At 37.1% G+C, this 24,014-nt stretch carries 25 protein-coding genes; 16 read left to right on the plus strand and 9 right to left on the minus strand.

Features of this window, described 5'->3' with window-relative positions:
* Positions 1 to 122: 122 nt before the first annotated feature.
* From J1905_RS06225 to J1905_RS06245, 5 genes are read left to right on the plus strand one after another with little or no spacing between them, the layout of a single operon-like run.
* Positions 123 to 956, plus strand: coding sequence for a phytanoyl-CoA dioxygenase family protein (locus J1905_RS06225; protein WP_250318018.1), 834 nt, complete (start codon positions 123 to 125; stop codon positions 954 to 956).
* Positions 956 to 2,071: a Gfo/Idh/MocA family protein gene (locus J1905_RS06230; protein WP_214226363.1), complete on the plus strand. Its 1,116-nt coding sequence runs from the start codon at positions 956 to 958 to the stop codon at positions 2,069 to 2,071. The genes J1905_RS06225 and J1905_RS06230 overlap by 1 nt, the downstream gene beginning before the upstream one ends.
* Positions 2,071 to 2,976, plus strand: a complete 906-nt coding sequence (locus J1905_RS06235; protein WP_214226365.1) for a sugar phosphate isomerase/epimerase family protein — start codon at positions 2,071 to 2,073, stop codon at positions 2,974 to 2,976. Before J1905_RS06230 ends, J1905_RS06235 begins: the two co-directional genes overlap by 1 nt.
* A 23-nt stretch (positions 2,977 to 2,999) precedes the next feature.
* Entirely contained in the window at positions 3,000 to 3,869 is an 870-nt protein-coding gene (locus tag J1905_RS06240; protein ID WP_214226366.1) for a sugar phosphate isomerase/epimerase family protein, read from the plus strand.
* Between the two features lie 39 nt (positions 3,870 to 3,908).
* On the plus strand, positions 3,909 to 6,641 hold the full coding sequence (locus J1905_RS06245; protein WP_214226368.1) for a PVC-type heme-binding CxxCH protein: 2,733 nt from the start codon (positions 3,909 to 3,911) through the stop codon (positions 6,639 to 6,641).
* 40 nt (positions 6,642 to 6,681) lie between these two features.
* On the opposite strand, the gene J1905_RS06250 is transcribed toward J1905_RS06245, so the two are convergent.
* Positions 6,682 to 7,860, minus strand: coding sequence for a DegT/DnrJ/EryC1/StrS family aminotransferase (locus J1905_RS06250; RefSeq protein WP_214226378.1), 1,179 nt, complete (start codon positions 7,858 to 7,860; stop codon positions 6,682 to 6,684).
* Positions 7,861 to 7,972: 112 nt separating this feature from the next.
* Here J1905_RS06250 and J1905_RS06255 point away from each other — a divergent pair, with 112 nt between their 5' ends.
* The 4 genes from J1905_RS06255 (at position 7,973) to J1905_RS06270 (ending at position 10,663) form a co-directional block, all read left to right on the plus strand.
* Positions 7,973 to 8,320 (plus strand): hypothetical protein, encoded by a 348-nt coding sequence (locus J1905_RS06255; RefSeq protein ID WP_214226379.1) that lies wholly within the window; start codon positions 7,973 to 7,975, stop codon positions 8,318 to 8,320.
* 85 nt (positions 8,321 to 8,405) lie between these two features.
* Positions 8,406 to 9,368 carry a hypothetical protein gene (locus J1905_RS06260; protein WP_214226380.1) on the plus strand — a complete coding sequence of 321 codons (963 nt, stop codon included), beginning with the start codon at positions 8,406 to 8,408 and terminating at the stop codon, positions 9,366 to 9,368.
* 177 nt (positions 9,369 to 9,545) lie between these two features.
* Entirely contained in the window at positions 9,546 to 10,085 is a 540-nt protein-coding gene (locus tag J1905_RS06265) for a CHRD domain-containing protein (RefSeq protein WP_214226382.1), read from the plus strand.
* Between the two features lie 89 nt (positions 10,086 to 10,174).
* Positions 10,175 to 10,663: a hypothetical protein gene (locus tag J1905_RS06270; RefSeq protein WP_214226386.1), complete on the plus strand. Its 489-nt coding sequence runs from the start codon at positions 10,175 to 10,177 to the stop codon at positions 10,661 to 10,663.
* Between the two features lie 73 nt (positions 10,664 to 10,736).
* On the opposite strand, the gene efp is transcribed toward J1905_RS06270, so the two are convergent.
* The 4 genes from efp to J1905_RS06285 all read right to left on the minus strand — a co-directional run bounded on the left by efp (position 10,737) and on the right by J1905_RS06285 (position 12,918).
* Complete coding sequence (gene efp, locus J1905_RS06275) at positions 10,737 to 11,297, minus strand: elongation factor P (RefSeq protein WP_214226388.1); 561 nt, start codon at positions 11,295 to 11,297, stop codon at positions 10,737 to 10,739.
* Between the two features lie 152 nt (positions 11,298 to 11,449).
* Positions 11,450 to 11,710: a TFIIB-type zinc ribbon-containing protein gene (locus tag J1905_RS06280; protein WP_214226389.1), complete on the minus strand. Its 261-nt coding sequence runs from the start codon at positions 11,708 to 11,710 to the stop codon at positions 11,450 to 11,452.
* A gap of 644 nt (positions 11,711 to 12,354) precedes the next feature.
* On the minus strand, positions 12,355 to 12,483 hold the full coding sequence (locus tag J1905_RS23700; RefSeq protein ID WP_284445100.1) for a hypothetical protein: 129 nt from the start codon (positions 12,481 to 12,483) through the stop codon (positions 12,355 to 12,357).
* Between the two features lie 81 nt (positions 12,484 to 12,564).
* On the minus strand, positions 12,565 to 12,918 hold the full coding sequence (locus J1905_RS06285; RefSeq protein ID WP_214226391.1) for a DUF488 domain-containing protein: 354 nt from the start codon (positions 12,916 to 12,918) through the stop codon (positions 12,565 to 12,567).
* A 66-nt stretch (positions 12,919 to 12,984) separates the two neighbouring features.
* Here J1905_RS06285 and J1905_RS06290 point away from each other — a divergent pair, with 66 nt between their 5' ends.
* Complete coding sequence (locus J1905_RS06290; RefSeq protein WP_214226392.1) at positions 12,985 to 13,671, plus strand: ferredoxin reductase domain-containing protein; 687 nt, start codon at positions 12,985 to 12,987, stop codon at positions 13,669 to 13,671.
* 20 nt (positions 13,672 to 13,691) lie between these two features.
* Here the strand turns inward: J1905_RS06290 and J1905_RS06295 are convergent, their stop codons facing one another.
* Positions 13,692 to 15,296, minus strand: coding sequence for a Na+/H+ antiporter (locus J1905_RS06295; RefSeq protein WP_214226393.1), 1,605 nt, complete (start codon positions 15,294 to 15,296; stop codon positions 13,692 to 13,694).
* 156 nt (positions 15,297 to 15,452) lie between these two features.
* Between J1905_RS06295 and J1905_RS06300 the strand changes: the two genes are divergently transcribed.
* From J1905_RS06300 to J1905_RS06320, 5 genes are all read left to right on the plus strand, one after another.
* Positions 15,453 to 16,892, plus strand: coding sequence for a Gfo/Idh/MocA family protein (locus J1905_RS06300; RefSeq protein ID WP_214226395.1), 1,440 nt, complete (start codon positions 15,453 to 15,455; stop codon positions 16,890 to 16,892).
* A gap of 118 nt (positions 16,893 to 17,010) precedes the next feature.
* Positions 17,011 to 17,874, plus strand: coding sequence for a DUF6515 family protein (locus J1905_RS06305; RefSeq protein WP_250318019.1), 864 nt, complete (start codon positions 17,011 to 17,013; stop codon positions 17,872 to 17,874).
* Between the two features lie 22 nt (positions 17,875 to 17,896).
* On the plus strand, positions 17,897 to 18,454 hold the full coding sequence (locus J1905_RS06310; RefSeq protein WP_214226396.1) for a GNAT family N-acetyltransferase: 558 nt from the start codon (positions 17,897 to 17,899) through the stop codon (positions 18,452 to 18,454).
* Positions 18,455 to 18,677: 223 nt separating this feature from the next.
* Positions 18,678 to 18,905: a hypothetical protein gene (locus J1905_RS06315; RefSeq protein WP_214226397.1), complete on the plus strand. Its 228-nt coding sequence runs from the start codon at positions 18,678 to 18,680 to the stop codon at positions 18,903 to 18,905.
* An 18-nt stretch (positions 18,906 to 18,923) separates the two neighbouring features.
* A complete protein-coding gene (locus J1905_RS06320) occupies positions 18,924 to 19,634 on the plus strand; it encodes a Crp/Fnr family transcriptional regulator (protein WP_214226398.1) in 711 nt (236 codons plus the stop codon).
* 116 nt (positions 19,635 to 19,750) lie between these two features.
* Here J1905_RS06320 and J1905_RS06325 read toward each other — a convergent pair whose 3' ends face one another.
* Entirely contained in the window at positions 19,751 to 20,464 is a 714-nt protein-coding gene (locus J1905_RS06325) for a 2OG-Fe(II) oxygenase (RefSeq protein ID WP_214226399.1), read from the minus strand.
* Between the two features lie 269 nt (positions 20,465 to 20,733).
* Between J1905_RS06325 and J1905_RS06330 the strand changes: the two genes are divergently transcribed.
* Positions 20,734 to 21,708 (plus strand): 3-keto-disaccharide hydrolase, encoded by a 975-nt coding sequence (locus J1905_RS06330; protein ID WP_214226401.1) that lies wholly within the window; start codon positions 20,734 to 20,736, stop codon positions 21,706 to 21,708.
* A 71-nt stretch (positions 21,709 to 21,779) separates the two neighbouring features.
* Here the strand turns inward: J1905_RS06330 and J1905_RS06335 are convergent, their stop codons facing one another.
* Positions 21,780 to 22,121, minus strand: coding sequence for a DUF4180 domain-containing protein (locus J1905_RS06335; RefSeq protein ID WP_214226403.1), 342 nt, complete (start codon positions 22,119 to 22,121; stop codon positions 21,780 to 21,782).
* A gap of 45 nt (positions 22,122 to 22,166) precedes the next feature.
* Positions 22,167 to 23,900 carry an amidohydrolase gene (locus J1905_RS06340; protein WP_214226405.1) on the minus strand — a complete coding sequence of 578 codons (1,734 nt, stop codon included), beginning with the start codon at positions 23,898 to 23,900 and terminating at the stop codon, positions 22,167 to 22,169.
* Between the last annotated feature and the right edge of the window lie 114 nt (positions 23,901 to 24,014).

Genomic DNA, 24,014 nt, shown 5'->3' on the forward strand with positions numbered 1-24,014 from the left:
GACAAGCCAATTCGTAAGCGCCAAGTAGGTATGTGCAAGAAAATTGCAACAACTGATCAAAAAGTATCAGAATGAAGGATGGTGTATCTTTATATTCGTTTAAATTATAATTTAAACCCTGAATGATGGCCGGTGAAATTTTAACGCAACAACAACGGGAACAGTATCTGAATGACGGATACCTGATTATACCGGATTTTATTAGTACAAAAGGTGTAGAATTGCTTTACAGTATTGCAACCGAAGATCAGGTGATGCGCTCCAATGCAATGGACTTTAACGATCAATCGAACAAAAGCACCAAACTGACCTTATGGTTTACACCTGGTGATGATGTTTATGGTTTGCTAATCAGAAGTGAAAGAATTATAAATGCAGTACAAACTTTGCTGGGTGAAGGTGAAGTATGCCATTTTCATTCTAAATTGATGCAGAAGGAACCTAAGGTTGGTGGAGCATGGGAATGGCATCAGGATTATGGATATTGGTATAAGAATGGATTTTTATATCCTGAGGCCATGATTAGTGTTATGCTTGCGCTCACTGAAGCCAACAGTCAAAACGGTTGTTTACAGGTTTTAAAAGGTTCACACAAAATGGGACGTCTGGAACATTCTTTTGCCGGTGAACAACAAGGTGCTGATATGAATTTTGTAGAACAGGCACTCGAACGGTTTGAAAGGGTAGAAGTGGTGCTAAAGCCGGGAGACATCTTGTTTTTTCATAGTAATCTGTTGCACATGTCTGAAGCAAATTTATCTGAAAAGCCACGCTGGTCACTTATTTCAGCATATAATCTAAGTTATAATGTACCTTTCAGGGAAAAAAATAAATCCTGCATCACTCCTGTAAAAGTTGTAGCAGATACTGCATTTTTAGCATCAGGCACAGCCGGATTATCACCTGATACAGACTTCCTTAAAAAGGAGAATGAAATCACGTTAAAAGAAAATTAATGATCAATTCTGCATTAGATATTGTTTTAGATTACCTGCCACAATTACCAAAAAATAAGCATTTTGGAATTGGATGTATCGGCGCTGGTTTTATTATGGCAGATTGTCAACTGGTAGCTTATAGGCAGGCAGGATTTAACCCAATTGCTATTTCATCCCGCTCTCCGGAAAACACACGAAAAGTTGCAGCACGTCACGATATCGGTAAAATTTATGATTCTTATATCGACCTGTTTAAAGATCCTGAAGTGGAGATTTTAGACATTGCTGTGCCACCTGATGTTCAGTTGGAAGTGATTCGAAATGCAGTAAAACATGCTGACCATATCAAAGGAATTTTAATTCAAAAGCCTATGGGAACAAGTTATGCCGAGGCGAAGGAAATTGTATCTCTATGTGAGGAAGCAGGAATCAAACTTAGCGTGAACCAAAATATGCGTTATGACCAGTCCATCAGAGCATGTAAGTCGGCTTTGGATCAAGGCTTTTTAGGTCTTCCTGTATTTGCTTCCATTGATATGCGAGCTATACCACACTGGGCACCATGGCAGGAAGCTTTGGGATTTGTTACTTTACGTACCATGAGCATTCATCATCTGGATACATTTAGATACTTGTTTGGTGATCCGAAAAGAGTTTTTACCAGTGTATGTAAAGACCCGAGAACAAGCAAAAAGTTTGATCATGAAGATGGAATAGCACTTTATATCTTAGAGTATGAAAATGGATTCAGGGCATCTTCATGGGACGACGTATGGACAGGTCCTTCAAGAGAGGGAGCTATGCAGGACAACTATATCAACTGGCGAGTTGAAGGTACGGAAGGAATGGCAAAAGGGTCAATAGGCTGGCCATTTTACCCTGATCGTGTACCAAGCACATTAGACCTCACAACAACTCAGCTCCCTGAACAATGGATAAAGCCAAGGTGGAATGAGGTGTGGTTTCCTGACGCATTTGCAGGCCCCATGGCTCAATTACTTTGTGCAGTCGAAGAAAATTGTGAACCGGAAATCAGCGGGAGGGATAATCTAAAAACAATGGCCTTAGTAGACGCTTGCTATCTTTCTGCAAAGGAACATAGGGCAGTGGAAATAAATGAAATAATTGATTAATGATACAGACTGGCATATTTACGGGATATTTTCCTTACGCTTTGGAAGAAACTGCTAAACGGATAAAAGCACTCAATTTTAATACCGTTCAACTCGACCTGAGTTTTAAAGATATGGATCTGGATACTGACAGTATTACTAAGGAAAAGTGTATGCTGATCCGCAATACTTTTGAGCGCTATGATTTGCCTATCAGCTGCATTTCGGGATATACAAACCTGGTTCATCCTAATTTGGCTAAAAGAAAGAAAAATCTGGATCATTTAAAAAAGATCATCCGTTTTGCACACGATCTGGGTTCTCCTTATGTGATCAGTGAAACGGGAACCTTTGATCCTGATAGTGATTGGGTACATCACCCTAAAAATAAAACTGAGGAGGGATATGAAGAATGTAGATCAGTGATAGCTGACCTTGTTGAGCATGCAAGAGCACATGGGGTTATATTTTTGACTGAAACTTATGTGAACAACGTGATTGGCTCTGTTGAGGAAACACTTAGATTATTTGGTGATATTAATGATCCGCATCTGGGCCTGCTGATGGATCCTACTAATTATTTTGAGGATCATAATATTGACAATATGGATCTTACGCTAAACCATATTTTTGATGCCTTATCTGATAAAATTAAAGTTTCGCATGCAAAAGATGTAAAACGTTCTTCAGGAATGAATGGTGTAAAGATGGCCAATATTGATGCAAGCGAAGCACATGCTTTAAGGGGGGTAGGTTTGATAGATTTGCCTGCACCAGGTTTAGGATCGTTGAATTATGACTTGTACTTGCGCCGTTTGAGTAAAGACTATCCAGATATTCCGCTGATTATAGAACACCTTGATGAAAGCGATGTGCCACGTGCCAAAGCATTTATTGAAGCAAAACTATTGGCAAATGGTTGTTAATGTAAATACATCCTTAGATAAAAATGAATAGGAGAGAACTTTTAAAGTTAAGCGCAGCGGGATTTAGTATAAGTACGTTTGGCAATTTATCAGAATTGTTTGCAGCCAGTAAAAACGTGATCAAAATAGGTGCCTGTGATTGGTCTATTGGTAAAGCAAATGATGTTGAGGCAATGGAATTAGGCAAAAAAATAGGCCTTGATGGTGTGCAACTGAGCATGGGGAATGCAGGCAATCAAATGCATTTGAGACAAAAGGCTGTGCAACAAAATTATAAGGCTGCTGCTACTAAATTTAATATGCAGTTTTCTGGTCTGGCATTGGGAGAATTGAATGATGTTCCTTACAAATCTGATCCTCGTGCAGAAGAATGGGTAAGCGACAGCATTGATGTTGCCAGAGATTTGGGAGTTAAAGTTGTCCTGTTGGCTTTTTTTAGCAAGGGAGATTTAAAAAATGATGCCGCTGGTCAAAAGGAGGTGATAAGCCGACTTAAAAGAGTAGCTCAAAAAGCGGAACGGGCGGGGATTGTCCTTGGTATAGAATCCTGGTTAAGCGCTGAAGAGCACATGAGGATTATTGATGCTGTCGGTTCTAAGAGCATAAAGGTATATTATGATGTTTGTAATTCTGAGCAAATGGGGTACGATATCTACAAAGAGATACGCTGGCTAGGTAAGCAGGGTCAGATCTGTGAATTTCACATGAAGGAGAATGGCTTTTTGCTCGGTGCCGGAAAGGTTGACTTTAAAAAGGTCCGCTCTGCTATTGAAGACATCGATTATAATGGCTGGATCCAGATTGAAGGTGCTGTTCCAGCAAATCAACCCATTTTTGAAAGCTATGTAAAGAACCTTGATTATTTACATTCCATTTTTCCTGAAACAAAATAAAACCAGACCTCTATCAGGTCGAATAAGAAAAAAACTATTATGATAAAATATCTGTTACTGATTTTGATTGCCGTTTCATTTCTATTTTTTAAGTTAGAGCGTGATGATCATTCGGATATTCCTGGCCTGGATTCGACTAATGTTCATGCAGGCCTGTACCTTCCTAAAGGCTTTACTGCTACAGTTTGGGCAGAATCACCACAATTCTATAACCCAACAAATATGGATGTAGATGCCAAAGGACGCGTTTGGGTAACCGAGGCGGTAAATTATCGTAATTACAACAACGATTCTACTAAGTTTATTCATCACGCTAAAGGGGATAGGGTAATGATACTTGAAGATACCGATGGGGATGGGAAGAGTGACCATTCTAAAGTCTTTGTCGAGGATAAGGATTTAGTGTCACCATTAGGAATTGCCGTAATAGGTAATAAAGTAATCGTTTCATGTGCACCTTCAATTATTGTCTATACGGATAATGATGGGGATGACAAACCGGATTCAAAGGAGATATTTCTTACTGGGTTTGGCGGAAAAGACCATGACCATAGTCTTCATTCTCTGGTAGCCGGTCCTGATGGAAAATGGTATTTTAACGTCGGAAATGCTGGCCCACATGAGGTAAAGGATAAAGCAGGATGGAATCTTCGCTCAGGAAGTCTTTACACTGGAGGGAGCCCTTATAACAAAGAAAACAACGGAGGACAAAAAAGTGATGATGGCAAAGTTTGGGTAGGGGGATTGGCTTTGCGTATTGGGGAAGATGGAAAAGGGCTTGAGGTTATGGCGCACAATTTTAGGAATGCTTATGAACTGGCTCTCGATTCTTATGGCAATATGTGGCAAAGTGATAATGATGACCAGGTAGTTACCTGTCGCACTAGTTATGTAATGGAGGGTGGTAATGCCGGTTATTTTAGCGCAGACGGTAATCGATATTGGCAGGCAGACCAACGCCCGGGGCAATCAACCTTTACAGCACATTGGCATCAGGAAGATCCGGGAGTAATGCCAGCTGGTGACAATACAGGAGCCGGATCACCAACTGGAATGGTAGTTTACGAGGGAGATGCCTTTGGTAACCAATACCGCGGTATGCTTTTAAGTTGTGAAGCTGGTAAAAATGTAATCTATGGATACAAGCCTAAGCCTAAAGGGGCAGGTTTTGAACTCAAAAGGAAGAATTTCATTTCTACACTAAAAACAGTAGATGATAATTATAAATGGGATGAAAAAGTAACCAGTGAAAGTAAATGGTTCCGTCCTAGTGATATCTCAGTTGGTACAGATGGCGCGCTGTATATCGCAGACTGGTATGACCCAGTAGTAGGCGGACATAAGATGGATGACCCAAAAGGTTTTGGTAGGATTTATAGAATTACTCCAACTGGAAAAAACCTTAAACTTCCTCGTATCGATTTAAACTCGGTAAATGGTCAAATTCAAGCTTTACTTAATCCCGCAATTAATGTTAGAAACGCTGGCTTCGTGGCATTAAAAGCTCAGGGCAGCCAGGTGATTGATCAGGTAAGAGACGTCCTGAAATCAACTAATGCATTTCACCGAGCCCGTGCAGTATGGCTTATGGCACAATTAGGCGAAAGTGGTAAAGCTGAAGTAAAGCAGTTATTGAATGATAAAGATGCAGCTATTCGTTTGACTGCATTCCGGGCGTTAAAGCAAGATAAAGCAGCAATACCAGAGTTATTAAAGATTGCAGTAAACGATACTTCTGCAGCTGTAAGACGTGAAGTAGCCATTGCTCTAAGGGATTTACCTGCTGCTGAATCGACTAAGTTAATTGTAAGTCTTGCTGCCGGATTTGATGGAAATGACCCTTGGTATTTAAATGCTCTGGGAATTGCCGCTACAGGAAAAGAAGACCTGGTGTATACCGCAATAAAAAAAGCCATTGGAAATGATGACCCCTTACAATGGAGTAATAAATTCGCTAAAATAGCCTGGAGGATCCATCCTGCTACAGCTATCAAAGACCTGACTGTAAGGGCAGGAAGTCCGAAAATAAGTAAGGAAGAACGAAAGAGAGCAATAACTGCCCTGGCCTTTAGCAATACAACAAAAAGCGTAGAATCTATGCTGGAACTTCAGAACAGTGCACTTGCAGATGTAAAAGAAAATGCAGGATACTGGATCAATTTCAGAAAGAGCAATGATTGGTTTTCTCTATATGATTGGTCAAAAATTTCTGAAAAGAAAGATACTGACTCAAAAACTAATAAGGAACTGGATAAGCTTCAGGCTAATTTAGAAAGATCAGGATCATCACCTAAGGACCATGAAAGTATAGCCTTTTCCATACCTGAGATTAATAAAATTGCCGGGAATATTAGAAAGGGTCATATTATTTTCAATACCAAATGTGCTATTTGCCATAAGGTGGGTGATTTCGGAAAAACCATTGGGCCTGACTTGACTAACATTAATAAGAAATATGATAAGGTTAGTTTACTGGATGCCATCATTAATCCAAGTGCTGCTATAGTTTTTGGTTACGAGCCCTGGGTAGTCACGATGAAAGATGAAACTGTTGTTTCTGGTTTTATGTTATCTCAAGGAAACACTTTGGTGATTAAAGACCTTGCAGGGAACCAGCACGTTTTAGATGTTCAAAAAGTGAAGGAAAAGAAACAGTTGACCACCAGCATTATGCCAGATCCACGAGGACTAGCGCTTTCCAAAAATGACCTGGCAGATATTAGTGCCTACATTTTCAGCTTGGGGAAATCTTCAAAGATAAAAAAGCGATAGCTGAGTTTTTTCAGCTGACCACTTCTTAAACATTCGGAAATTAATTTGCAGTCAATTCGTAACTTACCAATAGTTGAACTAGCTTATTTCGGTCTTTCTTGCTCATAGCAGGGTAGGATGGCAAATAAACAATATTCTCCAGCACCAAATCTTCAGGATTCGGGATAGTAGATGGCGCGCTCAGTTTTATTAAACTGGATGCTTTTTGTGATGCATCAAAACCATTACTCCTTAGAAAACTGATAAGTTCCTTGGGGTGCTTGGTTTCGATAGGCAAAACCCAATGGGTATGTTTTGTATTTAGCATCCCAATTTTGTAATCGTTAGGTAGATGTAGTAAAATGTCACTCGCTAATTGCTTTCTGGCAACAATGCTATTCATACAAAAGTTATTCAGTTTTTTGCGTAGTAGTTTATTGTTTGGCAAGCAAGGGCGATAACGAATTTGTTTAAAAATATCATCACCTGGAAAACCCTTGGTAAAGCTAGCCAATACTTCATCAAAATCTTTCCCTGCGGCTTTTACAAGATGATAAAAACTGGTATAAACAGTTTTAATATTAACCAGCTTTATCAATAAAACCTTAAACAGTTTATTTAAAAAACTTGAAACATCTTGCTTATCATACTGCTCACTTCTACATAAAACATCTTGATGTAAAGCAGTTTTTTTTATATTGATTACAGCCCCACGTACGGCAGTATTAGTTTTAATGAGGCCAAAGCTAAACATTACTACATCCGATGTAGGATTACCCTCATAGGCATTTCCTGCATAAGCTTGGGCACAGTCCTCAAACACAATTAGGTTGTGCTTTCTGGCAATAGCATTTATTTCATCAGTTTCCATAATTCCACCAAAAAGATGGGTAATCAATATGGCTTTGGTTGCTGGTGTTATTGCTGATTCCAGGTTAGTTGGCGATACGTTTAAGGTTCGCTTATTTACTGGTAAAGGAATTGGGATTAAATTATGAGCAGTGATGATCCTAAACATATCCGGAATATTAATGTCCGTTACTAAAATTTCCGAGTCAACCGGAAAATTTAAAGCACTTAAAACCAAGTCGAAACCTGTGCGTACAGAAAGACAGAACAGCTTACTTGTATTTTGCTCAGGAATGTACACTTTTTGAGGTTTAAAATAATCAGTAAAACAATAATAAATACCTGTAAATAAATCTTTATTACTGATGTATAGTTTGCCTCTGGGGATCATGCCTGCAAGATATGGATAAAGTTATATTAATAGTTTTCAACGCCGGTTGATTGCAAGAAAAGAAAACCATTTGTAATTGTTCTTGTTCTACTTGCAACAAACAAGATTTATTATGGAAAACCCGATAGAAATGAACAGCCTTAGTCAGATCTTAGAGAAGCTAAGAACCAAAGGTTTAGATAACGAAATAAAGATGACGGATCATGGCAAAATGCAAGGTGTAGGGATTAACAAAATTTATAATCCTGATGATCTTACAATAATTAAGACCTATCGCTTTGAAGGAGATTCTGATCCCGCTGACAACTCTATTCTTTATTTACTAGAAGATAAGGATAGGCAGATAGGCTATATTTTGGATGCTTATGGGATGTATAGTTCACAGGAAAATGCTGGATTTGATGATTTTCTTAAGAAAATACCCACAGCCGATCGTGATATGCAAGAATTATTTAGTTAATTATATCCAAGCAAGACTTCAAGCTTAATGAAGCTTGAAGTCTTACATTGTTTCTTTGAAAGTGAGAAAAACACTAACTTTCATCATGTTAAAAAATATTTCCCTGATATTCCTTATCAATTTATTAATAGTAGGCAATTGCAAAAGTCAGTCGTCTACCATCGATACTAATGATAAGAATGCTAACACTATAAAAATTATTACTGATAATCTTTTTAGAGATGGTATAAATTTGCTAGGGATTAGCTCATCTGATCCAAGACCTATTGAAGTACTTTATCCTTTCGGGAAGACTAATTTACAGCCAATATGGAAAATGCCGCAATGGGGTAGTATATTTAACCTACAGGGGGTGAAACCCGAGATAAAAGATGACAGTGTTATCTATAAAAATGAAGGAAAAAAAGTATCCTTTTTATTGAAAAATGGAGAAGCAATTGTTAACATGGAAGTTTATGCTTCAAAAGAATATTTAACCCCCAGGAAAGAAGGTGAATCATGGCCACACTTATTATTAGAACAAAAAACTAACTCCATCAAACTTGTTAACCTAAAAAAATTAACCTATAACATTGATGCCAAGTTAAACTATGCAGTCAACAAAATGGGCGAAGATTACAATCCGGGTTTACACACCTGTCAAATAACGGTATATCTGTTAGTTCAAAACAATAATAATCAATCCACTGGCCGTGGTGACTATTTTTGGTTTGGTCTTCCTTTATATGACTACCGATATCGGAATCTAGAGGAGTATGGCGCGCAAGATCTAGGCAAAGAAGATGCTACGAAAAAATATATTTTGAATGTTGCGTCAGAAACTCTGTTTTCAGGATCTTTACATGATAAACAATGGATTTCCATTAACAAAGATATCTATCCCCAATTGCTGGCAGCTTTCAATCAGGCAAAAGAAAAGGGATACTTAAAAACTTCTTCCATCAGTGACATGAGTATCGAAAGCACAAATTTAGGGTGGGAGGTACCTGGAACATTTGATTGTAGTATACAGCTTAAGGGATTAAAGTTAATCGGCACCACCAAATAAGATCAGACTCAATAAAAACATTTTTTGTGGACACTGTATTCAGGCAACCTTCTTACAAGATATAACGTATTATAGACTGAAGCGAGGATGACAGAACAGCCTTTACAGTCTACTAAAACTATCGCCCTTCATGTACTGTCAATCGGAGTAATTAATAGATAATTTAATTTATTCGCGATGAAAACTTATTCAGTCAAACCCCTTACTGCGATTTTTACAATTGCAGCCATCTTCTTATCTGTGTTTTCTGGTTGTAAAAAGAAAAGTAACATGCCTGATATTACCTACCGGACTTATTCAGCAACGGTCCAGTTAAATGGTGCTAATGAGGTCCCTATGGTCACAACAACAGGCACAGCCACAGCAAATATTACTTATAGTGAACAATCTAAAACTATTGCCTATACCATTAATTGGCAACTGGGTTCTTCAGCTGTAACTACAACAGGTATGCACTTTCATGGTGCAGATAACGGATCAAATTCGGTCAACTCTCCGATTGTAATTGAAATCCCAGGTTTTAGTACCGGCAGTTCCGGTACGCTAACAGGAACAACAAGAGCACTGAATGCTACTGAGATCAGCCAGCTTTTATCAGGAAAATGGTATATTAATATCCATAGTTCAGATTTTACAAGTGGCGAATTGAGAGGTAATATTGTTCTCGTTGCTGCCAGTACCGGGGGTGGTGGAAACAATGGAGGCGGTGGATACTAAAATGAAAAGCTTCAGATTTCCTGAAGCTTTTCATTTTATTTAAAACTTTTTTCCGTTTATTTTATTTTACCTCTAAAGGAGGTATTGAAATGAAACTTAAGAAATCAACTAGAGTAATATATTTTACCCCAAAAGCTGATCAAATCTATACAGTCATCAAAGAAGTTAATGATAAAAAAGAATTGTACACATTAGATTTCAACGATCAACTAGTTAGTGAGAACGAAGTAAAGTTAAATACTCATTCGATCTTTAGTGTACCTTCCTCTATGACTAATGATAATATTGTTAGTTATCACTATAATCAACTTATAAATCATATTCTCGATTTTTTAAAAAATAATAATCCATATCATGATATAAATGTATCTAAAGAAAATGATAGCATTTATTTTGAAACTACAATTACACCTCCTAAAACACTAGAGGAAAAAAAATATTTTCATGAAGAAATTGATAAATTGAATGGGCTAATTGGTCAGATAAATAGTCAGATAAAAAGCCGTTTTAATAAACATATTGAGGTCAATTTGAAACTTCCACTTAGCATTCATCATTTACACACCATAAGAATTTAACCTCGTAAGTACTAAAAACAAAAAGCCGGCTTAAAGAAATTTAAGCCGGCTTTTTGTTTTTAGTTATTTAAACTTATTTCACGCGTTCAACATAGTCACCAGTACGTGTATCTACCTTTACTTTATCGCCTTGATTCACGAATAATGGAACCTTAATTTCGATGCCATTTTCAGTAGTAGCATATTTCAATGCACCAGAAGAAGTATCACCTTTAACTGCAGGCTCAGCATATGTAATTTCTAATTCCACAAAGTTCGGTGCTTGCGCCATAATAGGTTCTTCACTTTCAAAAGAGACTATTACATCCATTCCTTCCTTTAGAAATTTCGCAGATGGTCCAAATAATGCTTTAGGAACATTGAACTGCTCAAAAGTAACATTATCCATTACTACAAAATAATCACCTTCCTCATATAAATATTGAAAATCATTAGTCTCTACGCGGCAAATTTCAACCTGCTCATCAGTTCCTAAACGGGCTTCTACAATTTTCCCTGTTTTAATATTACGAAATTTTCCCAAATAGAATGCACCACCTTTACCTGGTGTACGGTGTAAAATCTCTGTAACCGTTACCAGTTCGTTATTGAAACGTAAAATATTTCCAACTTTAATTTCGGATGCCTTTGCCATAAAAATATATTTCTAAAAATTTGAGCCCAAATATATATGCTTTTTTGTGTATTTCTATGCTTAAATATTCGAAGATTTCTATATAAATTAAAGATGATAGCAGGCATCTAATTAGATCACCTGCTCCAACAAACAACTCTGAGCTTAATTAACTAAAAATCAAAGAGGTCCTCTAAAAAGGATTTTTTCTTTTTGGGGTATCCATGACCATTACGATAGTTATGCTGATCACGATGTTCTGGTCTGAAAGGCTCATGATCTTTTACATACTCGCTTTTAGTACCTTCGTGTGATAGCAATTTGTCTAATTCACCTCTGTCTAACCATATACCTCTGCATTTAGGGCAATAGTCAATTTCAACGTTGTTTCTTACAGTCATCAATAAAGTTTCCTGACAGTTTGGACAATTCATAATTCAATTTATCTCTTTATATATAAAATAGTTAATTACTTATGCTGTAGTTTTTAATTACAGCAATTCTTTAGCTGTAAAACAGCCCTAACAAGACTAGAATAGCCTTAATTATATATTGAAAGAATTAAAAAGGAGTAAATCTAAATAAGAACTTGTACTCACCGTGCTGGGGCCAGCTCCAGGAAGCTATAGCTACCCTTGGGATAGAAAAAAGATACTTATAATACCATGTGTCAGCATTTATTCTGTTGACATGCTGTTTAAAATGGTTTATCTTTTTAACTGAAAATGAGTATCCGAAATCCATTGGGATTTCCTCAAAAAATGGATCATGGGAACAGGGTTCAGAAATTAGGTCTTGCCTTATAACTCCTGTATCAAAGAAAACAGCGCTTTGTGCAAAACAAAAAATGAGTGCAAAAATAAACGAGGAAATAACCCCTTTCTTTAAACTAATCTTCTTTTCCAATTATATCCAGATGCAAATTAATCTGCCTCACAATATAACAACTATTCCAATATTCAACTAGAATCTTTCTTTCATATATCATTTTACAAGACACAAATTGCTATTGTATGACGATATCATTCATTCACAAGTACTAGGGAATATTATACTAGGGTACAGAAATGAACCCACCTTAATGTTTGTCAGGATGGAGCAGTTTTTCTGATTCTTCAATTATTTTTTTAATTAAGGTCTGAATGATATCACCAGAAGTAGGACTTATTTTTGGAAGGTCTTTTTCAGGATAAGCTAAATTCTCCATAAGCTTATAGTTTTATTAAAAATAACGAAATAACATTTTACCATGAGTATTTATTTTATTCAACTTGATTAAGTCAATTTTCTAATAACCAATCTCGTTTATTAAAAAATTTTGAAGTACAACAGCATGATTAAATTGATGATCATGAGCGGCATAAAGAAGTGTAACGAGAGAGTTCTTTTCACATTCCTCAAGAATCAATTGAACAGCTTTATTAGTTGACAACTCTTCAAAGTACTTATTCTTAAATTCTTGCCATTTTTCCGGCTCATGATTAAACCACTTACGTAGCTCTGTCGAAGGAGCGATTTCTTTCAGCCATAAATCAAAATGGGCATCCTCCTTTTTTAATCCACGTGGCCATAATCGATCTATAAGAATTCTGAAACCATCTTCTAATAGCATTGAGTCATAAATTCTTTTAATTTTAATCATAACACAGCACGATATTTGTAACCCTTTTCTGGTTACTTATCTCTAATATAAGAAATAGCCGTTGTTATGGAAGATTTAAATAAGGCCAACAGCCATATTGTTAAAATACTAAGCGTTGAAGATGTAACACACAATGTGAAACGTTTCACAGTAGAGAAACCACTGGGCTATAAATTTATACCTGGGCAGGCAACAGATATTTCTATTAACAAACCAGGCCTTGAAACTACTGTTGGGCCCTTTACCTTTACTTCCCTTAATCAATCGGAATATCTGGAATTCACAATCAAAATATATAAAGAACATGATGGTCTAACCTCAAAACTTTCTTTATTGAATCCAATGGATGAACTGATTGTTCATGATGTATTTGGCACAATAAGATATAAAGGACCGGGTGTTTTTATAGCAGGAGGAGCTGGTATTACTCCATTTTTAGCAATCCTCAGACAGCTTAAGCTCGAAAATTCCTTATCAGGCAATAAATTGTTATTTGCCAATCATAATGAGGATGATGTCATCAACAAAGCCGAGCTAAAATATATACTTGGTAATAATTACTTAGACGTATTAAAAGCACCACTGAATCCCGAAAACCGAAGTAAAACCATTGATAAAGCTTTACTAAAAGCATATATTGGAGACCAAAACACGTGGTACTACATATGCGGACCGGATGCGTTTACAGCTGCCATGGTTGATCATCTTCAAAACCTAGAAGTTCTGAGAACAAAAATCGTTATAGAAGAATAATCTTTTTCCTTAACACTTAATTAGTGTTTATTCAATCTTGCTTCTTCTAAATCCAGGTTATCTTCCATATCACGAAGAACCTCATGATCATATTGCTTAGTAGCTTTAAGTCTTTCAAGGCCAACTCTTCTCAGTGTAACTAACTCAAGCATAATCTTCCTGTATAATTTTCTTACCGATCCCACCTCTTCTTTTTGAGTTTGCTCAATTAATGTTCGCTCTGTTGCTCTGATACTTCGCTCAAGTTGCTCTTTAATTCTTGCAATGGTCTCAAACTGATTCATCTCCTTATCATATTTATCATCAAGATAGTTGACGCAATCTTTGGCAAGCTGTAAACGAATAGATTCGATCTGCTCATCCTCAGGCACACGCTCTTCGGTTTCCTCAATCTTTAACCATTTCAAAAACAAAGGCAAGGTTAACCCCTGGAAAACAAGTGTAACAAGTATTACTACGAACGTAATGAAGAGAATCATGTTTCGATGAGGAAATGCTTCACCTGTATTTAGTGTTAAAGGAATAGCAAGTGCTGAAGCCAGAGAGACTACACCTCGCATTCCTGCCCATCCTATAATGAAAGGCAATTTTAAGCCAGGACTATTTTCTTTTTTTCTAATCCTTGCACTCAAAAATCTTGGAAGATAGCCGACAACATACACCAAAATAATTCTAACCAAAATCACTATGGCACTTATAACTAATGCATCCTTTATTGCTTCTTCCATTGAGTAACCTTCCAGACCTTGAACAATCACAGGCAGCTCTAATCCAATCAAAATAAAAACAAAACCATTGAGTAAAAAGCCTACCGTAGCCCATACTTCTTTAGTCTGCAAACGGGTATGATAATTAAGAAAATCATTCGATCTAAACGATAAGAATAGTCCACCACTCACAACAGCTAAAACACCTGACCAATGAAACTCCTCAGCTACAATATACATCAGATAGGGTGCAATTAAGGTAATAGGAGTAGTAATACTTGAAGATTTAGCCCAGTAGCGCAACACAAAATAAAGAATATGAGCTATCGCAAGACCTACGACAACTCCCATAAATGCTAAAACAAAAAAATCGGTTACGGCATCCCGTAAAACAAATTGTCCGGTCAGAATGGCTGCAATAGCAAATCTAAACACTGTTAAAGAAGCAGCATCATTTACCAGGCTTTCACCTTCCAGCATCGTCAAACCTCTTTTTGGCATATTTAATCCCTTTAATACTGAGGTTGCTGCTACTGCATCAGGAGGAGAAATAATCCCTCCCAGGAGAAAACCAAACGCAAGGGTAAAACCGGGAATAATACTTACTGAGAAGTAGGCGATAGCAAGTGAGGTAATTAAAACTAGTCCAAAGCCCAATAAAAAGATGGAACGTTTCCATTTCCAAAAATCGTTCCACGAAGTATACCACGCTGCTTCAAATAGGAGCGGAGGAAGAAAAATAAGAAATACAATATCTGGGTTAACACTTATTGCAGGAACACCGGGAATAAAACTAATTGCTAAGCCCCCTATAACCAGAAAAATTGGATAAGATATTTTCCACCGCTGACTTAAAAGGTAAAGCAGCGCCATTGCAAAAAATAATGCCAGGATCAGAAGTAGGTTTGCATGTATCATAAGAAAGTAAATGTAAATAGAATTAATATTTTACTGCTGAACAATCAATTTAAATTGTTACAAACGATAGTAATTGTGGTGCTTTACAAGAAGCAAAATATTATATATTTGTTATTAAGCCACTAATAACCACACAGTAGCCCAAACCAAATATAAATGAACCCTGGTTTAAAGTCGGATCCCTCCAGCTTTAAACGATCTAAATCTGTAATGAACATGAACAAACAAAAACCACAATTTTCCCGTAGAAATTTCCTGATGTCGGCCGCAGCCGTGGCCGTTGCACCATCATTTTTAATGAACACTGTAGCCTCGGCAAAGATCCCTGGTCGTAAGCTCAGACATGCCTGCATTGGTGTTGGCGGAATGGGAGGTCACGATTTAAGTAATTTCAAATCTCATCCTGATGTAGAAATTGTTGCTATCTGCGATGTTGACAGCAACATACTTAAAACTGCAGCAGAAGGCCTTCCTGGAGTTAGAACCTATACAGACTGGCGTGAACTTCTTAAGAAAGAGGGAAAAAACATTGATTCAGTTAATGTAACAGTGCCTGATCATACCCACTTTTCTGTTGCCTATCAAGCCATTAAAGCAGGCAAGCATGTTTATTGCCAGAAACCAATGTGTCACAATGTTGCCGAAGTTCGTTCGCTTACCAATATAGCAATAAAAAAAGGGGTAGTCACTCAACTCGGGACACAGGTTGCTTCCACAGCCTGCGATCGCACTGGGGTCCAGTTAATAAAAGACGGTGTAATTGGCAAAATCAAACATGCTTATTTATGTTCTAACCGTCCAGGGGCTATTGCAGATTATCGCCTTGTTGGCCCCCGACCAGCAGAAAGTCAGGAAGCTCCTGCAAACCTGAACTGGGATTTATGGATCGGTTCAGCACCTATGCGCCCATATGCACCAGCCATATATCATCCTGCTAAATGGAGAGCTTGGCAGGACTTTGGAACTGGATGGTCTGGCGACATCGGATGTCATATATTTGATGCAGTATGGAAAGGTCTAGGCCTAAAAGCTCCAATTTCTGTAATTGCTGAGGTTCAACAAAGTTGGAAAGATTCTCCTGAACGGAGAGGAGACACTTGGCCACAGGGAGATCATATGACCTGGATTTTCCCTGGTAACGCTTATACAGAATCAGATAAGCTAACACTAGAATGGTTTGATGGAGAAATATACCCACCCGCGGATGTTCGCGCGCTTTATTCTTTAGATAATTATCCAGGCGAATGTGCGATGCTTATCGGAACTGAGGGTGCTCTGCTTATACCACATGGTGGCGAAATGCCTGTACTTTTACCTGAAGCTAAATTTAAAGACAAATCTTTCAAAAAATTTGAAAGCCGCAACCATTACCATCACTTCGTAGACGCATGTTTAGGAGGAGAAAAAACAGAGTCTCATTTTGCACAGTCAGGCCCAATGACAGAAGCAATACTGCTTGGCACTGTAGCCATTAAGGTTCCTAATCAACTTTTACAATGGGATGCAGCTAAAATGAAATTCCCTAATTACCCTGAAGCCAATAAGTACCTTCGTAGAAAATACAGAAAAGGTTGGGAAATTGAAGGAGCCTTTTAAACACATCCAAACGAAAAGGATTATCATTTATTTGTCAGTTTAAAGCAATTGATAAATATGGAATAATCCTTTTCGTTTATATTATGTCATATAGTAAAAATTGATATAATTTATTATTATGGGAACCTCAAAGTTTAAATCGTTAATTATAGCAGGAGCCATCATCCTCATTAGTGGTTTCACAGCTGATAGTGTTTCGGCTCAAAGATCCGCGCGTGGTGGAGGTAGTGCAGGTGGAGGTAGTCACGTATCAGCGGGGGGAGGGAATAGACCTTCAAGACCTTCTCAGGGAGCGATATCTCCGGGAAACAGGCCTTCCAGACCATCTGTAGGAACGGGCTCGCGTCCTGATTACAGACCTAGCAGACCAACACGTCCGGCTAATCGTCCGGGTTATGGATACAGACCAGGCAACGGATACCGTCCTGGGTATCATTACAGACCTGGATATAATTACCGCAGACCTTATTATGGCTATTATTACAACTATTATAGGCCATTCTTAGGTATTAGCTTAAGTGTTTTACCCTATGGATATTATCCGTTTTATTTTGAATCTGATCAATTCTACTATTCAGGCGGATTCTTTTACAGACAATATGATGACGGATATAAAGTTGTTGTACCTCCTGTAGGTGCTCAAGTACCAAGCATCCCTTCAGAAGCAAAACAAATAGTTATTAATGGCCAAAGTTATTACGAGTATAAAGGAGTTTATTACAGTACATCAGTTGATGCAGATGGCAAAACAGTTTATATAGTAGCAGGTAAAGATGGAGTATTAGATACCGACAATGGAACCGCTGTAGATGATGCAGGCAACTTACCGCAGATTGGAGATGTTGTTGATCAGCTTCCAGACGGAACTAGAGATGTGATGATTAAAGGAGCTCAATACTACGTTTCGGAGGATGGTGTTTACTATGAAAAAATTGCGGATGGAGATAAAGTAACCTATAAGGTCATAGGCATAGGAAACTAATTTTCAAATACTTATTTACAATATGATAAGACCAGCTATACCTACCGATGCAGCTCAGATAGCAAGATTAATTATTCATGCTATGGAAGATTTGGCTTCAAAATTTGTTGGACAACCCGATCCTCTAAAAGCCATACCGCTGTTTCAACATTTCGCAGCATTGCCTGGCAATCAATATAGCTATGAGAACATACTACTATATGAGGATGAGTCGGGAATATGTGGAGTTATAAGTGGTTATGATGGAGCAGACCTCGACCTTCTTAGAGCGCCATTCTTAAAATATATTGCTTTAACATATGGTTTTAAAGGCGAACCTGAAGACGAAACCCAACCCGGAGAATATTATATTGATTGTATTAGTGTTGCAGCAGACAAGCAGGGGCAAGGTATTGGTAAAAAATTAATCAATAGCCTAATTGAACAATTAAAAACAACAAAACATACCAAAGCTGGGCTATTGGTAAGTAAAGATAACCCAAATGCAGAAAGACTATATACAAAGTTGGGGTTTCAAATCGTTAATGAGAGACAATTTATGGGTGGAACTTATTATCACATGCAGTGCTTAATTCAATAAAATCTAAGGAATGCTCAAAAACTGACATATATCAGTTTTCCACTTGACTTATTTCTATAATACCTAAATCATTTTAGCGGTAACTTTGCCTCATCAATTAAGCGGCAATGGTGTTAAAGGAATATGTATCATTCACTAAACTAAAATTAGAGAAAGCACAAAACTACAGACAGGTAGATTCTATAATTAATGAATCCCGATCAAACCCACATTTTCAATTTTAATGAGTGATTTAGATTTAGCTGAACTGAGATCGCAAATATGTATTAAAGCTGGCCTTAGATCAATTACTCCCGCAGACTGCAAAAGGATATCTCTGGAAATTAATAAAGCGACCAGCAGAAATGTTAGTGAAACTACTTTAAAAAGGTTATTTGGCTTTGCTAATGCTAAATTCAATTTCTCCAGATACACAATTTCTTCTATTTTCGAATACACGGAAAAGATATAAATCTTGTACATTTGCGTAATGAGCCTCGATGCAATTTTTCCCATAAAAAATTGGTATTTCAGCACACAGTCTGTTCTCGATTCACTTTCTGAGGATGACTATGCTTTTCTTATTTCAAGACAAGAAAAACAGAAGTATAAAAAGGGAGAAGTCATTTATAAAGAAGGTGTTTTCCCATCAGGACTATTTTTCATCCATTATGGCAAAGTAAAGAAGTATAAAGCCGATCAAAATGACAGGGAGCAAATTCTTTATATTATTAACAAAGGAGAATTGATAGGTTATCATCCCATTTTGGCGGAAGAAAGATATACTGATTCGGCATCAGCTCTGCAATCATGCGTAATTAGCTTTATCCCTAAAGAAGACTTTTTAACCGTCCTAAATAGATCACCACTTTTAAACAAACGTTTACTTAAAGTTTTAAGTAATGAATTAGCTGTTTTTGCAAATAAAATTTCAATATTTGGTCAGCGAACAGCCGTTGAGCGATTGGCTATCGCTTTAATTATACTTCGTGAAAAGTTTAAAATTGACACTATTGAAAACAAAGTCATTCAGATAGATATATCCAGAAATGATCTTGCAGGAATAGCTGGAATTGCAACAGAAAATGTTATTCGTTTGTTAAAAGACTTCAAGTCTGAAGGAATTATTTCTACAACCGGTCGCATCATTCAGATTTTAGATATTATTAAATTGATACAGCGTTCCAACTATGTTGGCTAATACAATTGGTTTATATGGAATCAAATATTTCTTTGAAGATAGTCCTTATTTAGCTTTTCTTCCTATTATTTCAGCAAAAAGCACTAATTAACTACGCAAAAACAGAGATTCCGCAATTAGCTAAGGGCGTCATGAAAAATGATCCCAAGGCTATGACGATTCCCACTATGAACCGGACTAACACCATGTTTCATATTTACACGATAATAGCCAACACTCCCTTTCACTGGTCTGAAATTGGTAGTAAAGACAACCATCTCACCTCGCATTGGTTTTAACACATTTGCCTTAGATTGTGCTCTTGGAATTTGCTCAGTAATCACAAACTCGCCTCCCTTATAGTCCTCGTCTACCTGATCTAGCATAAAAACCATTTGCATTGGAAAGTAGATTTCACCGTATAAATCCTGATGAAGGGTATTAAATCCCCCTTCACCATATTTTAGTATCAACACAGTAGGTTTAGTCTGCTCGTGATTCCGGCAGACATCCTTAAGCTCCTGTTGAGTTAAAGGAAAACGCTTATCAAGTTTCAATTCTTGCATCCACGCATTGGCTACTGGTACGATTTGAGTGTATACATTCTCTCTCAATTCAGTAATGATTTGAGGAAGGGGATAGCTGAAATATTTATATTCCCCTAATCCAAATCGATAACGCTCCATTTTTATTGTCTTCCGATAGGTATCACTTGTATTATAAGCTGCTATCATATTGTCGCATTCTTCTTTGGTAAGTACATTCTTTACACTAGCAAAACCTTTATCATGCAACTCTTGCCTTATAGCTGGCCAGTCAAGATCAACAATTCTTTCACTTATTGATTTCATATTTTCAATATTTATTAGGCAAAGAAATCGGTTAAATTAAAGGTATTCAACCCGATTCTTGCTAAAGCATACCTAATATTAAAAAGTGTGTTAACACTGATGTTTCAATACCAAAAATAAGATTCACTAACCTGTAAACCAAACAGCTACATTTCATTCATAATGGTTAATATCTTAAACTACCAACTCCAATACCAACCTGATTTTAAAAGCTAAACTTTTTAAACTAACTTTAAAATAATTAGTAATAATATTATTAAAAGAAAATTATGCGTAAAAATCTCTTTGTATTTGGTATGAGTTGTTTGTTGATGCTGGGTTCGGTTGAATCTCTATTGGCATCAGGAAACAATGCACCTTTAAGCTCTAAAACAGAAGTAACTCCTAAAGACTTAATCGGTCGCTGGGACATTACAATTGATGAAAATGGAAAATCGGCACCAGGCTGGTTAGAAGTAAAGCTTTCAGGTATCAAAACATTAGTAGGCTACTTTGTCGCACCTAGTGGAAGTGCTCGACCAGTTGCAAAAGTAAATTTCGACAATGGGAAATTTAGTTTCACTATTCCTCCACAATGGGAAGCCGGAGATCAGGATTTCGTAATAGAAGGAGAAGTGATGAATGGTGGAATTCAAGGAACTATGACAACCAGTGAAGGAAAAAAATATAGCTGGAAAGGAGTAAAGGCTCCATATTTAAAGAGAACCGCTGCTCCGGTTTGGGAAAAAAGCATTAACCTGTTTAATGGAAAAGACTTAACCGGATGGAAAGCAATGGGAGAAAACCAATGGGAGGTAAGAAATGGCATTTTAACCAGTCCTAAATCAGGAGCCAACCTAATTTCTAACCAGAAATTTAACGATTTCAAATTACACGTAGAATTCAGATACCAAAAAGGAAGTAACAGTGGTGTGTATTTAAGAGGTCGTCATGAGGTTCAGATTGAAGATAGCCCGAAAGACCAACATCCATCAAATGTACTGTTTAGCGGTATTTATGGTTTTCTTACACCAAGTGAGATTAATGCCCTTGGCCCCAACACTTGGCAAACTTACGATATCACCTTAATTGGCCGAATGGTTACTGTGGTAGTTAACGGAAAAACTGTAATTAACAATCAGGAAATCCCTGGTATAACAGGTGGTGCCTTAGACAGCAATGAGGGGGAACCTGGACCAATATATATACAAGGAGATCACGGCCCAATTGAATTCAAAAAAATAGTGATTACACCGGCTAAATAAAATCATTTTCATACGTGCCTCGTTCAACAAAAAGTGAATGAGGTACACATGAAAAGAAATCTTTAATGAAATTAAGGAAATGACACTGTAGCCAAAAAATTAATCTGTCTACCCTTATTACTTTCGTAAATAAAGTCTCTTAAGCTATTACTATCATACTTAGAAAAATCCCCGACAATTACCAACCGCAACCTATAATTAGAGAATTTCTGTAAAAGTTCTCCAGCTATTCCGGTCTTCAAATCAAAGAAATCAGGTGTAATGTTATTTTCATGAATGATGATCTTATCGAAATCCTGATAGTAAAGGTCGATCATTATTTGCAGACCATCCTCAGCATTCTTTATCAGTATTTCATCAGAAATTACTTCCGCTATTTTTTCATCACCAACTTGATGTATTTCAATATTCATAGTTTTTACATTTTGGACTATAAATATACTCGAAAAAATAATCTTTTAATTTGCTCGCTGGTAAACGGTTTTTCCTTCTTTTATCGTTTCCAATACTTTAATATCTCTTATTTTCTCTGGATCAATTGTTATTGGATCTTGATCTAAAATTACCATATCAGCCAATTTACCCACTTTTAACGACCCCTTCATGTCCTCTTCATGATACTGGAGAGCGGCATTAATGGTAATCGCTTTTAAAGCTTCTAATGGTTTTATGCGCTCATCAGGACCAAGAATCATTCCTGATCGTGTTTTTCTATTTACTGCAGCGTAAACAGCAGTAAGGAGGTCTGGTGGCGTAACAGGGGAGTCGTGGTGCATTGTAAAAAGAATACCTGCTTTTAGAGCAGAGTTTGCCGGACTAATGAAAGCTGCTCTTTCTGGACCAAAAACACTGGAATAATGCCAATCTCCCCATAGATAAGCATGAGTAGAGAAGTAAGAGGGAATTACACCAAGATCTTTAATTTTCTGTATATGATCGGGGCGACTATTTTGAACATGGATTAGCGTCACCCTTAATTCTGGCTTATAAATCCCCTCATCTTTTAATCTCTTAATTACTCTGATTGCCTGATCTATAGCTGCATCTCCATTAACATGTAGTTGAGCTGTGATATTGTTCTGAAAAAGAGTTTTTAAGTCATTATACAGAACATCATCAGTAAATATAGGAAAACCTTTGTAGTCAGGACCTTTTCCAGCAGGAGGCACAAAATAAGGCTTGGTTAACCAAGCTGTTTTGGCCTGTGGAGAGCCATCATCAGAGAATTTGAAACCACCTAACTTTAGCCTGTTATTGTACTTCATGTATTCAGGCTTAAATTTATCCAACTGGCTTTTGAACTGTTCGTAGTCAGGAAAATATAAAACATCAGCTTTAAATAAGTGTTTAGCCGCAGCTTCTTTTAAAAGTGACACGCTTTCACCCATTGTCCTTCCGTCACAGATTGTAGTTTGTCCATAGCTCAACCATTCTTCCTGCGCTTTCATTAAGTCTTTAATCGCTTGAGATTCGCCCTCTGACTTACTCACAGGCATTTTCTTCATCAAGGCAATGAGCGCCCCAAAACTGGCATTCTCCTCTAATTTTCCACTTAATTTTTTCGTCTTTGGATCACGTCCAAAATGCCCTCCCTCAGGCTCCTTTGTATTTTCGTCAATACCAACTAACTTTAACATAGCTGAATTGGCAACACTTGAATGACCTGAAGCATGTATCACAATGATTGGGTTAGTTGTACTGATTGCATCCAGTTCATCACGTGTAGGATGTCTGTGCTCAATCATAATGGCATCATCATAACCATTTCCCATAATGGGCTGGGTGGATAGTATTTTCTTATCTCTAATATATTTCCTGATAGCTTCCTGTAAGTCTGGGATTGAATTTACAGTACCATAAGGTGTAGGGGATAAGTCTACCGCCTGTATCATTCCCGCCCTTGAGGTAATATGACCATGTGCATCTATAAAACCAGGCAATAGCGTTTCACCTTTTAGATCGATTATTTTCGTTTTATCATCGACAAATTTGTCAGCCTCTTCCTTTTTCCCTGTAAAAATTATTTTTCCTGTTTTTACGACTACAGCTTCCACTGTTGGATCGGCATCTTCCATGGTTAAAATTGTGCCACCATAATAAATGGCATCGCCCTTATCGTTCGTTGGTTTGGTTTGACAGCTAAGAAGTAATAGAATAACAAGGAACAGATGGAAATAGGAGCTTATTTTCATAATACTTTGATTAGTAGTTAATTTAGATAACTTATCTAATTAGTATACCTTTTTTTCCTATGATTTGTTTTTAAATAATTCCAATTATTAAATTCAATGAAAAATTACATAAAC

This window comes from Pedobacter sp. B4-66 (genome assembly GCF_018492665.1).
Taxonomy (GTDB): domain Bacteria; phylum Bacteroidota; class Bacteroidia; order Sphingobacteriales; family Sphingobacteriaceae; genus Pedobacter.

Coding starts and splice junctions, on each gene's coding strand:
- J1905_RS06340 (WP_214226405.1), bottom strand. CDS start 23,900: ATGAAAATAAGCTCCTATTTCCATCTGTTCCTTGTTATTCTATTACTT.
- J1905_RS06285 (WP_214226391.1), bottom strand. CDS start 12,918: ATGATTAAAATTAAAAGAATTTATGACTCAATGCTATTAGAAGATGGT.
- J1905_RS06295 (WP_214226393.1), bottom strand. CDS start 15,296: ATGATACATGCAAACCTACTTCTGATCCTGGCATTATTTTTTGCAATG.
- J1905_RS06260 (WP_214226380.1), top strand. CDS start 8,406: ATGTTAAAAAATATTTCCCTGATATTCCTTATCAATTTATTAATAGTA.
- J1905_RS06320 (WP_214226398.1), top strand. CDS start 18,924: ATGAGCCTCGATGCAATTTTTCCCATAAAAAATTGGTATTTCAGCACA.
- efp (WP_214226388.1), bottom strand. CDS start 11,297: ATGGCAAAGGCATCCGAAATTAAAGTTGGAAATATTTTACGTTTCAAT.
- J1905_RS23700 (WP_284445100.1), bottom strand. CDS start 12,483: ATGGAGAATTTAGCTTATCCTGAAAAAGACCTTCCAAAAATAAGTCCT.
- J1905_RS06330 (WP_214226401.1), top strand. CDS start 20,734: ATGCGTAAAAATCTCTTTGTATTTGGTATGAGTTGTTTGTTGATGCTG.
- J1905_RS06290 (WP_214226392.1), top strand. CDS start 12,985: ATGGAAGATTTAAATAAGGCCAACAGCCATATTGTTAAAATACTAAGC.
- J1905_RS06300 (WP_214226395.1), top strand. CDS start 15,453: ATGAACCCTGGTTTAAAGTCGGATCCCTCCAGCTTTAAACGATCTAAA.
- J1905_RS06240 (WP_214226366.1), top strand. CDS start 3,000: ATGAATAGGAGAGAACTTTTAAAGTTAAGCGCAGCGGGATTTAGTATA.
- J1905_RS06325 (WP_214226399.1), bottom strand. CDS start 20,464: ATGAAATCAATAAGTGAAAGAATTGTTGATCTTGACTGGCCAGCTATA.
- J1905_RS06265 (WP_214226382.1), top strand. CDS start 9,546: ATGAAAACTTATTCAGTCAAACCCCTTACTGCGATTTTTACAATTGCA.
- J1905_RS06315 (WP_214226397.1), top strand. CDS start 18,678: ATGAGTGATTTAGATTTAGCTGAACTGAGATCGCAAATATGTATTAAA.
- J1905_RS06245 (WP_214226368.1), top strand. CDS start 3,909: ATGATAAAATATCTGTTACTGATTTTGATTGCCGTTTCATTTCTATTT.
- J1905_RS06310 (WP_214226396.1), top strand. CDS start 17,897: ATGATAAGACCAGCTATACCTACCGATGCAGCTCAGATAGCAAGATTA.
- J1905_RS06225 (WP_250318018.1), top strand. CDS start 123: ATGATGGCCGGTGAAATTTTAACGCAACAACAACGGGAACAGTATCTG.
- J1905_RS06335 (WP_214226403.1), bottom strand. CDS start 22,121: ATGAATATTGAAATACATCAAGTTGGTGATGAAAAAATAGCGGAAGTA.
- J1905_RS06280 (WP_214226389.1), bottom strand. CDS start 11,710: ATGAATTGTCCAAACTGTCAGGAAACTTTATTGATGACTGTAAGAAAC.
- J1905_RS06255 (WP_214226379.1), top strand. CDS start 7,973: ATGGAAAACCCGATAGAAATGAACAGCCTTAGTCAGATCTTAGAGAAG.
- J1905_RS06250 (WP_214226378.1), bottom strand. CDS start 7,860: ATGATCCCCAGAGGCAAACTATACATCAGTAATAAAGATTTATTTACA.
- J1905_RS06305 (WP_250318019.1), top strand. CDS start 17,011: ATGGGAACCTCAAAGTTTAAATCGTTAATTATAGCAGGAGCCATCATC.
- J1905_RS06230 (WP_214226363.1), top strand. CDS start 956: ATGATCAATTCTGCATTAGATATTGTTTTAGATTACCTGCCACAATTA.
- J1905_RS06235 (WP_214226365.1), top strand. CDS start 2,071: ATGATACAGACTGGCATATTTACGGGATATTTTCCTTACGCTTTGGAA.
- J1905_RS06270 (WP_214226386.1), top strand. CDS start 10,175: ATGAAACTTAAGAAATCAACTAGAGTAATATATTTTACCCCAAAAGCT.